At 54.6% G+C, this 13,992-nt stretch carries 11 protein-coding genes; 4 read left to right on the plus strand and 7 right to left on the minus strand.

Translation table 11 applies throughout. The annotated features are described in order from the left end of the window. The first annotated feature begins 192 nt into the window (after window positions 1-192). From AAC599_RS19360 to AAC599_RS19375, 4 genes are all read left to right on the plus strand, one after another. Window positions 193-648 (plus strand): MaoC/PaaZ C-terminal domain-containing protein, encoded by a 456-nt coding sequence (locus AAC599_RS19360; RefSeq protein WP_340152044.1) that lies wholly within the window; start codon window positions 193-195, stop codon window positions 646-648. Between the two features lie 946 nt (window positions 649-1,594). Next, entirely contained in the window at window positions 1,595-2,077 is a 483-nt protein-coding gene (slyA, locus tag AAC599_RS19365; protein WP_340152045.1) for a transcriptional regulator SlyA, read from the plus strand. A 23-nt stretch (window positions 2,078-2,100) separates the two neighbouring features. Then, window positions 2,101-3,264, plus strand: a complete 1,164-nt coding sequence (locus AAC599_RS19370) for an HlyD family secretion protein (protein ID WP_340152046.1) — start codon at window positions 2,101-2,103, stop codon at window positions 3,262-3,264. After that, the gene (locus tag AAC599_RS19375; protein ID WP_340152047.1) at window positions 3,257-4,894 is read left to right on the plus strand and encodes an MDR family MFS transporter; all 1,638 of its coding nucleotides are present in this window, start codon (window positions 3,257-3,259) and stop codon (window positions 4,892-4,894) included. Before AAC599_RS19370 ends, AAC599_RS19375 begins: the two co-directional genes overlap by 8 nt. A gap of 885 nt (window positions 4,895-5,779) precedes the next feature. On the opposite strand, the gene AAC599_RS19380 is transcribed toward AAC599_RS19375, so the two are convergent. The 7 genes from AAC599_RS19380 to AAC599_RS19410 form a co-directional block, all read right to left on the minus strand. Further along, entirely contained in the window at window positions 5,780-6,976 is a 1,197-nt protein-coding gene (locus AAC599_RS19380; protein ID WP_340152048.1) for a hypothetical protein, read from the minus strand. Window positions 6,977-7,122: 146 nt separating this feature from the next. Beyond that, window positions 7,123-8,385: an ABC transporter substrate-binding protein gene (locus tag AAC599_RS19385; RefSeq protein WP_340152049.1), complete on the minus strand. Its 1,263-nt coding sequence runs from the start codon at window positions 8,383-8,385 to the stop codon at window positions 7,123-7,125. 38 nt (window positions 8,386-8,423) lie between these two features. Beyond that, entirely contained in the window at window positions 8,424-9,248 is an 825-nt protein-coding gene (locus tag AAC599_RS19390; RefSeq protein WP_293963446.1) for an ABC transporter ATP-binding protein, read from the minus strand. A gap of 8 nt (window positions 9,249-9,256) precedes the next feature. Then, on the minus strand, window positions 9,257-10,330 hold the full coding sequence (locus tag AAC599_RS19395) for a branched-chain amino acid ABC transporter permease (protein ID WP_340152050.1): 1,074 nt from the start codon (window positions 10,328-10,330) through the stop codon (window positions 9,257-9,259). A 3-nt stretch (window positions 10,331-10,333) separates the two neighbouring features. Beyond that, window positions 10,334-11,221 carry a branched-chain amino acid ABC transporter permease gene (locus AAC599_RS19400; protein ID WP_293963449.1) on the minus strand — a complete coding sequence of 296 codons (888 nt, stop codon included), beginning with the start codon at window positions 11,219-11,221 and terminating at the stop codon, window positions 10,334-10,336. Further along, a complete protein-coding gene (locus AAC599_RS19405) occupies window positions 11,222-13,162 on the minus strand; it encodes an AMP-binding protein (protein WP_293963451.1) in 1,941 nt (646 codons plus the stop codon). Beyond that, a complete protein-coding gene (locus tag AAC599_RS19410; protein ID WP_293963452.1) occupies window positions 13,152-13,943 on the minus strand; it encodes an ABC transporter ATP-binding protein in 792 nt (263 codons plus the stop codon). The genes AAC599_RS19405 and AAC599_RS19410 overlap by 11 nt, the downstream gene beginning before the upstream one ends. Between the last annotated feature and the right edge of the window lie 49 nt (window positions 13,944-13,992).

The raw sequence follows: 13,992 nt of genomic DNA on the forward strand, positions 1-13,992 counted from the left end.
CAACGTGAGACGTTCCTCTTTGTAAATGCGACAAAGCTACTTCCCGTGTTCCCCGTCAGCACCTACATCACAGAAATAGCATTATAATCAAAATACTAGGAGATTTACAGAAATTTTGTATCTTGTGTAGGCAGCGTAAACTTGGTAGCCTTATTACGATTTTGGGTGTTATTTTTTGAAAGAGTCAGTTTTATGGAATTTGTCGGCCAAGGCCTATATTGGAATAACCTAGAAATCGGGCAAGAATTTCGCACGATTGGGCGTACCATCACGGAAGCGGATTTGGTGAATTTCATATCCTGCACCGGCATGTTGGAAGTGATCTTTACAGACGTTGAATATCTTGCAAGTCATGGTAGCATTTCAGGTCGTGTGGTGCCGGGCGCATTAGCCTATACTTACGCCGAAGGTTTGCTTGTGCAGTCAACCATGCAGCATACTGGGCTTGCCTTCCTGAATATGGAACTGGATATCAAAGGCCCAACTTTCGTTGGAGATACTATCCATGTGGAATGTGAGGTAATTGAGTTGAGTGCAACTTCCAAGGGCCGAGGTAAAGTCCGAACATTCAACAAAATTGTCAATCAGAAGAATGAAACAGTGCTTACTTATAACCCATTACGGATCATGGCTGGACGCCCCGAATAGCAACTGAGAATATTTTCGCTTCGGCAGTTTTACAGCGGAAACAACGAATAACACACCCCTGGGGAAACCCCCTCGTCGAAATTGAGGCCGCGCTAGCAGAGACAATTTTCAACATCAGACGGAAAATTTATCGGGACATGTTACCGTTAGAGAATATTGTGGTCATCGAGCTTGGGTCATGCATAGCTGGCGGTGCTGTCAGAGGAATGCGACCTTGTCTCCGTATAGCGTAAAATGGCACAAACGTACCGCTATTACTCCATGCTAAGTTTCTACCACTCGGTCAGTGCGGCATTTCTTTGAAGCTTGAATTCTTCTCGGCTGGTTAGGTGGCATTCATGGTTGAAATGGTTATGGAATGAAGCATTGATTGAGACGAATTTTTGGAGGCTTTGCAAGCACCTAAATTGCAGCATCGCTTGTTCTCGTCGTCGAAATGGCAGGTGGGAGTTTTCACAGCAATTGTTCTTCCATCGGCCAACAACTTGCGATGTTCCATTTCCGATTCCCTTCATCGCTACACGGTAGGAACGTAATCTGTCCGTTACAATCACATGAGGTTTTCCATATCATTTCATAAGTTTCTTAAGGAAAACAAGGGCTGCCTTGCGATCGCGGCAATTAGTAACGAAGGATTCCAGGACTTCACCCTCGTGGTCGACGGCACGCCATAGGTAACGCATTTCTCCGTTGACCTTCACAAAGACCTCACCAAGATGCCATTTCCAAGTTGAATAGTTGTGAGACGGATGGATCCGCTTCTTCCGGATCTCGCGCGTAAACAGTGGACCAAACCGGTTCCACCAATAGCGGACTGTTTCATGGAGTTGCTCAGATACGGTCAAAGACTAGTTTTTCTCTGATAGTGTCTGACAAGAAACATATTGATATTTGATAGATGGCTATCTAATATATAATATAGTAGAACAATTATGCAGGCAATGAGATGACAAAATCTCTCAACGATCAAGAACAATTCGGCCTTCACCTCGGTCTGGTCGCCCGGCTGTGGCGCGCCGAAATCGATCGGCGCCTGGCTACCATTGGTTTCACTGAGTCTCGCTGGTTGACGCTGTTACATCTCTCCCGTCTGCCCGAAGCAGTAACCCAGCGGGAATTAGCCGAGGCAGTAGGGGTGCAGGGACCAACCCTTGTGCGCACCCTCGACAGGCTTGAAGCCGACGGTTTGATCGAGCGCCGAACAGAAGCCGCCGACCGCCGCACCAAATCGGTTCACCTGCGCAAAGAGGCCAACCCCGTTCTGGACCGGATCGAAGAGACCGCGGCGGCGGTGCGTGCGGAAATTTTCTCCGACATATCCCATACTGAGGTGACGACCTGTCTGAAGGTCTTCGAGCAGCTCGCCGGCAAGTTGGGCGGCACGCCAAGAGCGACGCAGCTTGCGCATGAAACTCCGATGGACAAGTGAGCGATGGTCAGCATATGAGTCACATGGAACGCCAGAGCGATGAAACCAGTTTGTCCTCGGCCGTGGATACCAAGACGGAAACGACATCGAAAACTGCTTCGACGCCTGCCCGCGGGCGATCCCGGCGGCTCTATGGCGCGATCCTGGCATTGCTCATTGTTCTCGGAGCCGGTGCCTGGTGGCTGTATCAGCAGTACACCCATGTCTTTGTTACGGATGCCCGCATTGCGGCCGACATTGTCGCCCTGAGCAGCCGGGTTCCCGGCTGGATCACAACTGTCGAGGTGATCGAAGGCGAGGCTGCTAGGAAGGACGGAGTGCTGGTCCGGATCGATGACCGGGAAAGCCAGCTGCTCATTCAGGAACTTGATGCGCAGATCGCTGGAATCGCCCGTCACCAGGAAGAGATCGATGCGCGCATCAAGCTGATCGACCGCCAGACGATAAGCCGGATCGCCGCCAAACAGGCAACCGTAAAGGCGGCCAAAGCCGCGGTGGCCGCCGTGATGTCGCAACACGAACTTGCGAGACAGGACAATGATCGAGCTGAAAAGCTGGTGCCGAGGGGAAACATCACCCGTGCGCGTCTGGACCAGACGCGGGCGGTGCTGGAGACTGCAAAACAACAGGCGTTGAGCGCACAGGCCGACTTGGAGAATGCCCGTGCCGCCCTTGCCGAGGCCGAAGCCGCGCGCGAGGAACTCACAGTGCTCCGCACCCAGCTTGCGAAGCTTGATCCAGAGGAACAACGCCTGCAGGCGCAACGGGCACGAGCGGTACTCAATCTCGAAGATCGCGTCATCGTCATGCCCTTCGACGGGGTGGTTGACCGGGTTTTCGTGGACGCAGGTGAATACATCACGCCCGGCCAGCGTCTGCTGATGGTGCATGACCCGGAGCACGTACGCGTCGAGGCGAACGTCAAGGAGACCGACATCCGATTTTTCCAGCCCGGAAAGGTTGTCACTATCACCGTCGATGCCTTGCCGGGACAGCGCTTCGAAGGCACGGTCGCGCGCGTCGGGCAGGCTGCCACCAGCGAGTTTGCGCTACTGCCTAACCCCAACCCGAGTGGCAACTTCACCAAAATCACACAGCGGCTGCCGGTGCGCATTTCGGTCGCCCAAGACAGCGGCAGACTTAAGCCCGGCATGATGGTGGAGTTGGAAGCTAGGGCTAATGAGTAATTCGTCAGATCCAGATAGTATCGAAGGGCTGTTCGCCCGCTTCGGCCCAGCCTATCGCTGGCTGGTGACAGTGACGGTCATGATGGGTACGATCGCCACGATCCTGACCGCCACCATCGTCAACGTGGCCTTACCCGACATCATGGGCACCTTCGGTATGGGGCAGGACAAGGCACAGCTTCTGTCCACTGGCTTCCTCGCGGCCATGACCGGGACCATGCTGCTCAATGCCTGGATGGTCGAGACCCTCGGCCAGCGCGCGACCTTCATGCTGGCAGTGTCAGTTTTTATCGCTGCCTCCATCTTGGGTGGGCTCGCGCCCGCAGAGGACGTGCTGATTTTAGCGCGGGTGCTCCAGGGCGCCGCCGCCGGCATTCTCCAGCCACTCGCCATGCAGGTAATTTTCCAAGTCTTCCCACCGGAAAAACGTGGCTCGGCCATGGGCGTCTTCGGCATCGGCGTGGTGCTAGCTCCGGCGCTGGGACCAACCCTGGGCGGCATTATGGTGGACAGCTTCAATTGGCGTTACGTCTTCTTCATGTCCGTACCCTTCTGCCTCATCGGTCTGTTTCTTGCCACGCTCTTCATGCCGGGACGCGCAGCTTCCAGTCCGGCGCGCCGGTTTGACTGGATCGGCTTCGGCCTACTGACGGTGTTTCTGGTTACCTTGCTGAACGGATTGTCGAACGGACAACGCTATGGCTGGATGTCTGATTCGATCCTGACCGATTTCGTCTTCGCCTTGGTCACGGGCATCGGCTTCATCGTCTGGGAATTACGCACACCCGCACCCATGTTGAATCTCAAGCTTTTCACAAATCGGGTCTATGCCGGGGCCTCAGCCGTGGCTTTCATCTTCGGAGCAGGTATCTTCGGCTCAACCTTCTTGATTCCGCTGTTCGTCCAGACGATCCAGAGTTACACACCGACCCGTTCGGGCCTGCTGCTGATGCCAGCAGGATTGATCCTGGCTATCGTCTTCCCCATCGCCGGGCGGCTTACTGACAAAACACCAGCCTATGCCACAGTCATGTTCGGCCTGGTGGTCTTCGCGCTGTCCTCGTTCCTGATGACCGGTGTGCATACCAATACCCCCTTCTGGCTATTTGCCTGGTGGATCATGCTGGGCCGGATCGGCCTGGGTTTCGTCATGCCTAGCTTGAATGCTGGCGCGCTCAAGGCTTTGCCCATGGCTCTGCTTGGCCAAGGCTCCGGCGCTATCAATTTCGTGCGCCAGCTCGGTGGCGCCTTCGGTGTCAATCTGCTTTCGATTACACTTGAGCGGCGCACACATCTTTACGTCGATAGCTTCACGGTGGCGCAGCACTCAGCGAATAGCGCAACAACCGATATGCTGAGCACGGTTACTGGCGTGCTGGCGCAGGCCGGTGTGCCAGAAGCAATTCGGCAAGCCGGAGCAATGAACCATCTCGGCCACATGATCTACGCCCAGGGCAATATGCTGGGATACCGCGACAGCTTCTTTATCGTCGGCGCGACCTTTCTGGCTGCTCTTCTTCCGGCGCTGATGATGCGCCGGAGGCCTACGCGCCCCGCGATACAGGCACGTAAGGCCATGCGCCACATGCCTTCCTCGCTGAATGGGCTTTGTCAGAGGAAAAGTGCTTGAATTAGCCTGATGCCAAATTTACGGTCATCTTATAAAAAATCCATTCCGTTATTTCAAAACCTCACCAGAACTCATTCGCCTGGCCGTCATGATTTATGTTCGATATCCACTGTCACTGCGCCAATTTGAAGATCTCCTGCATGAGCGGGGCATTGATGTGAGTTATGAAACGATACGCGCTTGGTGGTACAGGTTCGGTCCTATATTTGCTGCAGAAATTAGAAAGACCAGATCAGTTTCAGCGCGGAAAACAACACAATGGAAATGGCATCTAGACGAAGTATTCGTCCGGATTAATGGCGAAACCTTCTACCTTTGGCGGGCCGTTGATCACGAGGGTGAAGTTCTTGAAGCTATAGTCACAAAGCGGCGTAATCGAAGCGCTGCCTTGAAGTTGTTGAAAAAAGCCATGAAGAAATACGGCAATCCAAAAGTGATCGTAACCGGTAAACTGCGCTCATACAAAGCAGCTATGAAGGTGGTCGGGAATGCTAATTGCCACGTAACTGGCCGATGGCTCAACAATAGGACTGAGAATTCACATCAACTTTTCCGGCGATGAGAACACGCAATGATTAAATTCAGAAACGCGAAATCGCTACAGAAGTTTGCCTCAATCCATTCGTCAGTCCAAAATCATTTCAACCTAGAACATCATCTAAGTAACCGTAAAGACTTTGAACTCAAACGCGAAACCGCCCTTACCGAATGGCGGCGACTAGCTATCTGAGATTCTATCTTTTTTCATTTCCCAATGCCTGAACAATTTCCTCTGATGGGATGGACGCGTCCTGTTGATGAAGTTCTGCAAATTCCATTATAGTGCAACTAACGCCCGACCAGAAGGCGACCATCCCATCAATACATTTTCAGAAATTAGCTTTTTTATGCATCATAAACGCGTTGGTCGTCAATAATTTTACCGTCATTTGGCAGAGAGTCCGGGGCAACCACCTCTACGGCGATATTCAATTTTAATATAGCCGATACACTTTCTCGGTAATGGGCAAGATGCTTCTTCTCTGATTCAATTAACACCGACACTTCATCCTTTTCCCCTTGACGAGTGACAACTACTCGCACCTTTTTCACCTCCGGATGTCGAACTACGATTTCGGCCACCTGTTCTGGTCGTACAAACATACCCTTGATTTTGGTAGCCTGATCAGCACGACCCATCCACCCTTTTATTCGCATATTTGTGCGCCCGCAGGGGCTCTGTCCGGGTAAGACCGCCGACATATCCCCGGTCGCAAAGCGGATGAGCGGATAATCCGGGTTCAGGCAGGTGACGACAATCTCGCCAACCTGGCCCGCCTCAACGGGATTTCCGGTGCCGGGTGTCACAATTTCCACAATAACATGTTCATCCACAATCATGCCGTCCTGAGCATCGGTTTCATAGGCAACATTCCCGAGATCCGCCGTCGCATAATTTTGCAGACACAGAATTCCGCGGGCGGCATATTCCTGGCGTAGCGAGGCAAACAGGGCGCCGCCGCCGACAACAGCGCGTTTAAAGTGCAGCATAACGCCCAGTTCATCCGCCCGGTCCAGGATGATCTTTAGATAATCCGGCGTCCCCGCATAGGCCGTACATTTCACATCTTTTGCCGCGCGCACCTGTAAATCCGTCTGCCCCGTACCGGCAGGCAAAACCATGGCTCCAATCGCCTGAGCCGCGCTGTCGAACATCATGCCGGCGGGGGTCAGATGATAGGAAAAGCAGTTTTGCACAATATCGCCTGCGCCAATCCCGGCGGCATGCAAAAACCGGCCGAGGCGCCCCCAATCACGACTGGCTCTGCCCGGCTCGTAAATCGGTCCAGGTGATTGAAACACATGGGTAGAGTTGGAAACCAGCATACCCCCAAAGGGCGGCGTCTGCGTCTGCCTGCTGCTCAAGCCGGACTTGCGAAAGACCGGCAATTTAGGTAGATCCTCTATGGTCTGAACCTGGTCGGCTCTATCCAGGTCCGCCTCCCGGCCTTGCAGCGTGGCAAGTATCTCACGTAAAGCCCGAGATTGAGCCGCAACGCGCTCATCGACACTACGAATTTCCAGTTCATCATAAAAAATCATGATTTCATCCTCAAATTAACCAGCGCCTGTGGCGCCAACAACCGCCTCTTCACAAAAGCAGCAGAAGGGCATGCCTGCACCATGCCCTCCTGCACCTCATAGCGTCCAAATTCACCGGAAGAATGACCCCGGCAAAACCGATAGAATTACTCGGTTTTAAAAGCCTTGGAGCTTTCCTTGACGACTTCCCAAACGATGTCGTTATAGGCACCGATCCAGTCTGTCTGCGGCACCCACTTTTCACCATCCCACATTTCAATGCGGGTCTTGCCGCCGCCGCCATGATCGTCCTCGGTCACGGTAACCGGAGCAAATAGACCGTTGGCATCATAATTCTTGATACTTTCCAAGCCTTCTTTCATCGCCGCCGCCGTCAGGGGTTCGCCGCTTTTTTCAACGGCCAGACGAGCCGCTTCAAAAGCAACAGAGTAAATGGCAAGGCCGGTATTATAATACACGTCCTGTAAACTTTTGATGTCCCCGTTACCCTTGCCCTTATCATACAGTTCGGCAATGATTTCCTTGATGATCGGAATATCCTGACCACCCGCGACGTTCGTGCCACGCTTCAGGCCTTTGGCTTCTGCCGGACCGATATTCGCAATATCGGTTTCATTGAGCCAGTTGACGGAAATATACTTCTCCATGGGAATGCCATTCCGCTTCATTTCACGGGAGGCAACCACATGCATTTTCGACAGGGACCAGCTGATGATCGCATCGGGCTGGAAACGACGAACCTGCGTCCAGGCGGACGACTGATCACTGCCCGGCAGCGGATAAGGGAATAGGCCGAGTTCAAAACCTTCTTTTTCGGCGAGGGTTTTCAGGATTTCAATCGGTTCCTGACCAAAGGGATAATCGACATAAACAAACGCGACCTTGACGCCCTCCAATGAGCCATTATTCTGCTGACGAATATATTCGATATCGTTGGCAGCTTGCCCCCAATAAGTCGGGCCAACCGGGAAAACCTGGCTGAAAACGCTACCGTCGATGGCGTCACCGCGTCCGACGAGGGACTGAAGAAGAATATTCTTGTCACTCATGATGCGCGGCAGCACGGCAATGGATACGGGAGTCGAAAGCATGTCAAAAACGAACACGCCTTCGCGCTTCAGCTTTTCATAGCATTCAATGCCCCGTTGCGGTTCATTGCCATGATCCTGCACGACCAGTTCAATCGGGTGACCGCCAATGCCGCCCTTCATATTGGTCAGTTCGGCGAGATCCCGGGCAGCCTGGATGATCTGCGGGCTGACGAACGTGTAAGATTTACTGATATCATAGCACATGCCGAATTTAATCGGGTCGGCGGTCTGCGCCATGGATGTGGACGAGGAAAGCGCCGCAATCCCCAAGACAGCCCCTGCCGCCAATCCCTTTGCATATTTTCTTATCGAAACCATTATATCCTCCTTTGATTTAACTGGACAGGCGCGAGTGATCAGGTCAACCAGCGCTTGCGTCTTCTGTAATGCTTAATGTCATGAAAATTCTTTGCTTCACCTCCTCCCAGGTAAAACTCCTGAATATCTGAGTTGGCCTTTAATGCGGCGGCCGTATCATGCATCACCACCCGACCGTTCTCGATCAAGTAGCCATGGCTGACGATTTTAAGCGCCGCGACCGCATTCTGTTCAACCAGCAGAACCGAAAGCCCCTGCTCGCGATTGATTTTCTGAATTATGTCGAAGATTTCGACAACCAGGAACGGCGCCAGACCGAGGCTCGGCTCATCCAGCATCAGCAGACGCGGCTGTGTCATCAGCGCCCGGCCAATAGCGAGCATCTGCTGCTCCCCGCCGGAAAGATAACCTGCTTCCGCAGATTTCCGTTCCGCGAGACGCGGGAAATAACTGTAGATCCGCTCCTTCTCCGACTTGAGCGTCTGCCGCGACATGGATATCGGCGCCGCCGCTTCAAGATTTTCATCCGGCGTCAGATGCTCGAAAACCCGGCGTCCCTCAATCACGTGGCAAATGCCAAGCCCGACCCGGTCCTGGGGCGGGCTATCGCCGATGACCTGGCCATCGAACCTGATTTCGCCGCGGCTGACCTTGCCCCGCTCCGCCTTCAAAAGCCCACTGATGGCTTTTAACGTCGTGCTCTTTCCGGCGCCGTTGGCACCCAGCAGCGCGACCATCCCGCCATTCGGAACTTCCAGTGACACACCCTTGATCGCCAGCAGAACGGAATCATAGAGAACCTCAATGCTGTTGAGGGTCAGGATCGGATCCTTGGCGGCTTCTGTCTCGTTAGTGCTGTTCATGGCAGATCCTATTTTTTCATCTGGTCAAACGGCCAGACCAGGAAATAATCACGGATATTGTTATAAATCTTGCCCAGCCCCAGCGGTTCGACCATCAGGAAGACGATGATCAGCGCGCCATAAACCGCCGTCGGGATATGAGCGAGGGTTTCCGGATTGAGCTGTAGCCCCAGATAATCGGCGAAGGCCGAAAACAGGCTGTTGGTAATTCCCGGCATCAGCAGAATAAGGGCAACACCGAAATAGCTACCGATAATGCTGGCAAGACCACCGACGATGACCATCGCCAGAACCTGAATGGAAACATTAACCGAAAACTGTTCCGGCGTCGCCAGAAAGAAAAAGGTGGCCACCAGCAGGGCGCCGCTTATCCCGGCAATGAAGGACGACGTCGCGAATGCGACAATCTTATAATAGAAGCTGTTGACCCCCAGAATGGCGGCTGCGTAATCCTTTTCACGAACGGCAACCAGCGCCCGCCCGAGACCGGTCCGGCGCATATTGAGAATGAAAATCGTCACGATCACGCACCAGCCGAAGGCGACATAATAAAGCCCTGCATCAGACGTGATCGGCTGGCCTAGCAGCTTGAAGGTCGGCGATTGCAGGGAGGCATGGGACCCGCCCGTGACCGCCGGTACGTGCGAGAGAACCCAGTCCATGACGAATTGCATGGCGAGCGTCGTCAGCGCAAGATAGAGCCCCTTCACCCGCATAGCTGCAAAGGAGAAAACCGTGCCGATGGCTGCGGCGGAAACCCCAGCAATCAGCAAGGCAAATTCCCAGGGAACACCGAAGCGGGCGGCATGAACAGCGGAATAGGCCCCCACCGCCATGATGGCGGCATAGCCGAGATGAAGCTGCCCCGCCCAGCCTGTCACCAGATTGAGACCCAGCGCCGCTGCGGTCCAAATCAGCCAGGGCAGCACATAGCTGTTCAGATAAAGACTGTCGACGACCAACGGTGCAATAATGCCCAGAAGAACCAGAAACCAGATCAGATTCCGGTCCGTCGGGATCGGGAAAAGCTTGCTGTCAGAAACATAACTGCGATGCCGAATACCGGCCTGACGATAAAACATGCCTTAAACCCTCTCGATATCGTGACGGCCAAACAGACCGTGTGGCCGCACCATGACAGTGAGAATCAGAACAATTGCAACCACCAGATCGCGGCTGCCGCCGCCCACCAGAGGATCGAGATAGGCCGCGCCGACATTTTCGAGAATGCCGAGAAGGATTCCGGCGAGAACCGCGCCGAATAAGCTGTCCAGCCCGCCGAGAACGGCCACGGTCAATCCTTTCAGCAGCAGTAGTGACAAGGACTGGTCAACGCTCTGAATCTCGCCCCAGATGACGCCGGTGATCACGGCAACGACAGAGGCAAGCGCCCAGGAGAGCCCGACCCCGCGTTCCACCGAAATACCGACTGACCATGAGGCCATGTAATCGTCCGAAATTGCACGCAGGCGAATGCCGAGACGGCTGCGGAAGAAGAAGACAATCGCGATGAAAAGAGCGACCGACACTCCCGCGCCAATCATATGAATACGGCTGAGCAGCAACGGCCCCGCGAAGAAGGGATCGTAGCTGACCCCCAGATCCATCGGCCGCGAGGTCCCGCCCCAGAAAGCCATTGTCGTGCCGCGGATAAAGATATCGAGGCCCAGTGTCATCATCAGGATCATCACGATCGGGCGGCCCGCCAGACGACGCAACGCCACCTTCTCGATCCCGAGACCGACAAAGAACATGATGATGATTGAGATCGGAATGGCGACCCAAAGCGGCAGGCCAAGGCTCAGCGAGAAGGCCAGCACTATATAGGCGCCGAGCATGGTCAGCGCCCCTTGCGCCAGATTCGGCACCGAGGAGGATTTGTACACCAGCACAAGCCCGATCGCGAACAATGAGTATAAAAGACCTGTCAGCGCGCCATTGACTGAAAGCTCAGCCAGAAAAATCCAGTCCATTCAAACCTCCCATACAAGCAATGTACGTTCCACACTGCTCGTCTCCCCTGTTTCATAAGTCACAATCGCCGTCATATGCACCTCGCTCGACCCGTCATACAGCGCGGTGATCACCGGCGCATAGCGTTCCTCGACGACCTTGCGGCGGAGTTTGCGCGTGCGGGTAATCTCGCCGTCGTCCGGATCGAATTCCTTGTGGAGACTGACAAACCGGTACAGCTTCAATGTCTCCGGAAGGGCAGCATTTACGCGGATAAACGCCTCCTTCAATATTGCCGCCACTTCCTTGCGCTGCGACAGATCCGCATAAGACATATAGGGCACCCCGTTGACTTCCGCCCAGTGGCCGACCGCTTCAAAATCAATACAGACCATGGCCACCAGCTCATCCCGGTTTGCACCGACAACCGCGGCATCGCGGATATAGGGGCTGAATTTCAGGCGGTTCTCGATATAGTTCGGCACGAACCGTTCTCCGGCCGCCGTGCGCACCACTTCCGAAACACGACCCAGCACAACCAGATGACCGTCTTCCTCAAGATAACCGGCGTCTCCCGAATGCAGCCAGCCGTCCTTGATGGCCTCGGCTGTGGCTGCCGGATTATTGAAATAACCGGCAAATACGCTGCTGGCCTTGATCAGGATTTCTCCGTCATCCGCAATATTGATTGTCACACCGGGCAGCGGGCGGCCTACCGTATGAAGCTGCACCTCATCCGCAGACTGAATGGCGTTAAAGGCGCTGTTTTCCGTCTGGCCATAAAGCTGGCGCAGCTTGATGCCGAGGGCGCGGTAGAAGACGAAGGTATCCTCGCCCATCGCCTCGCCGCCGGTAAAGGCATGAACGACACGGTTGAGACCGAACTGATCCTTGATCGGACCGAAGACGGTCCATTCCCCCAGTCGCCGCCACAGCCATTCGAAACTGCCCGCATTCTTTCTTTCAAGCTTGCGCCGTTCCGCCGCCACCGCCTTGTTCATGAAGAAATGATAGAGCCATTGTTTCAACCTGGTGGAGTTTTCAATGCCGACCTGGATGGTGGTCAGAATATTGTCCCAGCTTCTCGGCGCGGCTAGATAATAGGTCGGCGCGATCTCGCGCAAATCCCGCAGCACCGTCTCCTGACGTTCCGGCACATTTACCGTAAAGCGGTAGGTGATGGCCGCCGCGACGGTCAGGGCATAATCGCCGACCCAGGCCATCGGCAGATAGGCGAGAATTTCCTCCTTCTCGCCGTAACTGCCGCCTTCACGGGCGCTCCATGCTGCGGAGATGACGTTGCGTTGGCTGAGGACAATCCCTTTCGGGTTACCTGTCGTGCCGGAGGAATGCAGGAAAACCGCCGGATCGTCCGGTGTCGACTGATGGATCAAGCGGTTCCGCAAATCCGGGTTCTGTGCAAGATTTTCCTCTCCCTTTTGCAAAAGCTCGGTCCAGGACAGCAAGCCCGGCGCCTGATAGTCATTCAGGCCCCGCTCCTCGTCATAGATGACATAGGGAATGTCGCAGCCGGCGGCGCGCAGCTCCATCACCTTGTCGACATGCTCCTGATCTTCGGCCAGCGCAGCCGCCATGGGCGCTTCGTCGGCGAAATGCTTCAATTCCGCCAGTGTCGCCCCTGAATAGGTCGGCATGGCAAAGCCCCGCACCATGGCCGCCGCTGTCAGCCCGCCGTAAAGCCGGATCCGGTTGTCACCAAGCACCAGCATTGCGCGGCCTTCGCCAACACCGAGAGCGTCAAGACCGGCGGCGCATTTGATTACTTCCTCGGCATACTCGGCCCAGGTCATTTCCTGCCAGATGCCGCGATCCTTCTCGCGCATGGCAATTTCTGCTCCATGCTCGGTGGCGTTCCGCATCAGCAATTGCGAAAGGGTTTTCCCGGCAAGCGGAGTCTGGTCCAGCGACGCAACGGGCGATGTCGTTATGTTATTCCCCATGACCATCTCCAATATAGGCAGTGATCACCTTGGGATCCTTGATAACGTCCTTCGGGATGCCGCTGGCAATCATCTCGCCGTAGTTCAGGGCAAGCATCCGGTCACAAATCCCGACGATTACATCCATATGATGCTCGATCAGCAAAACACTCACTCCCCGTTCTGCGCGTGCATCGAGAATAAACCGCGCCATATATTCTTTTTCCTCCTGATTCATGCCCGCCATCGGCTCGTCGAGAATCAGCAGATCCGGCTCCGCGACAAGGGCGCGTGCCAGCTCGACCCGCTTTTTAAGCCCGATCGGAATGCCGTCCACTAGTTCATGACGGATGCTTTCGAGTTGCAGGAATTCGATCATTTCCTCGACAATCTCGCGATTGACCATCTCATCAGGCCGCGCCAGCCACCAGTATAAAGCCGTGCGAAATACGCCGGAACGCATATGGATATGACGACCGAGCAGAATATTGTCGAGAACACTCATCCCGTTGAACAGGGCAAGGTTCTGAAACGTCCGCGCAACGCCGAGACGGGCAACCTTGTGCGGCGACGTCCCGGTGATATCCTTGCCATTCAGCTTTATGCTGCCTGTATTGGGCGGATAAAAGCCGGTGATGGCGTTCGTCAAGGTTGTCTTGCCGCTTCCGTTCGGGCCGACCAGACCGAAGATTTCACCCTGTTGTATATCAAGATCAACGCCGGACACCGCAACCAGACCGCCGAAACGACGCTCGACTGATCGGCATTCAAGCAACGGCTCACGCTCCCTGTTAGAACTCATATTACTTATTTTCCCCGTCAAAAGTCATATCCGTTCCTCCCTTTTCCCA

The sequence above is a fragment of the uncultured Sneathiella sp. genome, assembly GCF_963976355.1.
Classification (GTDB): Bacteria; Pseudomonadota; Alphaproteobacteria; order Sneathiellales; family Sneathiellaceae; genus Sneathiella.

Excerpts from the sequence above, each read along its gene's own strand:
- AAC599_RS19360 (WP_340152044.1), top strand. The coding sequence starts at position 193 with ATGGAATTTGTCGGCCAAGGCCTATATTGGAATAACCTAGAAATCGGG.
- slyA (WP_340152045.1), top strand. The coding sequence starts at position 1,595 with ATGACAAAATCTCTCAACGATCAAGAACAATTCGGCCTTCACCTCGGT.
- AAC599_RS19370 (WP_340152046.1), top strand. The coding sequence starts at position 2,101 with ATGGAACGCCAGAGCGATGAAACCAGTTTGTCCTCGGCCGTGGATACC.
- AAC599_RS19375 (WP_340152047.1), top strand. The coding sequence starts at position 3,257 with ATGAGTAATTCGTCAGATCCAGATAGTATCGAAGGGCTGTTCGCCCGC.
- AAC599_RS19380 (WP_340152048.1), bottom strand. The coding sequence starts at position 6,976 with ATGATTTTTTATGATGAACTGGAAATTCGTAGTGTCGATGAGCGCGTT.
- AAC599_RS19385 (WP_340152049.1), bottom strand. The coding sequence starts at position 8,385 with ATGGTTTCGATAAGAAAATATGCAAAGGGATTGGCGGCAGGGGCTGTC.
- AAC599_RS19390 (WP_293963446.1), bottom strand. The coding sequence starts at position 9,248 with ATGAACAGCACTAACGAGACAGAAGCCGCCAAGGATCCGATCCTGACC.
- AAC599_RS19395 (WP_340152050.1), bottom strand. The coding sequence starts at position 10,330 with ATGTTTTATCGTCAGGCCGGTATTCGGCATCGCAGTTATGTTTCTGAC.
- AAC599_RS19400 (WP_293963449.1), bottom strand. The coding sequence starts at position 11,221 with ATGGACTGGATTTTTCTGGCTGAGCTTTCAGTCAATGGCGCGCTGACA.
- AAC599_RS19405 (WP_293963451.1), bottom strand. The coding sequence starts at position 13,162 with ATGGGGAATAACATAACGACATCGCCCGTTGCGTCGCTGGACCAGACT.
- AAC599_RS19410 (WP_293963452.1), bottom strand. The coding sequence starts at position 13,943 with ATGAGTTCTAACAGGGAGCGTGAGCCGTTGCTTGAATGCCGATCAGTC.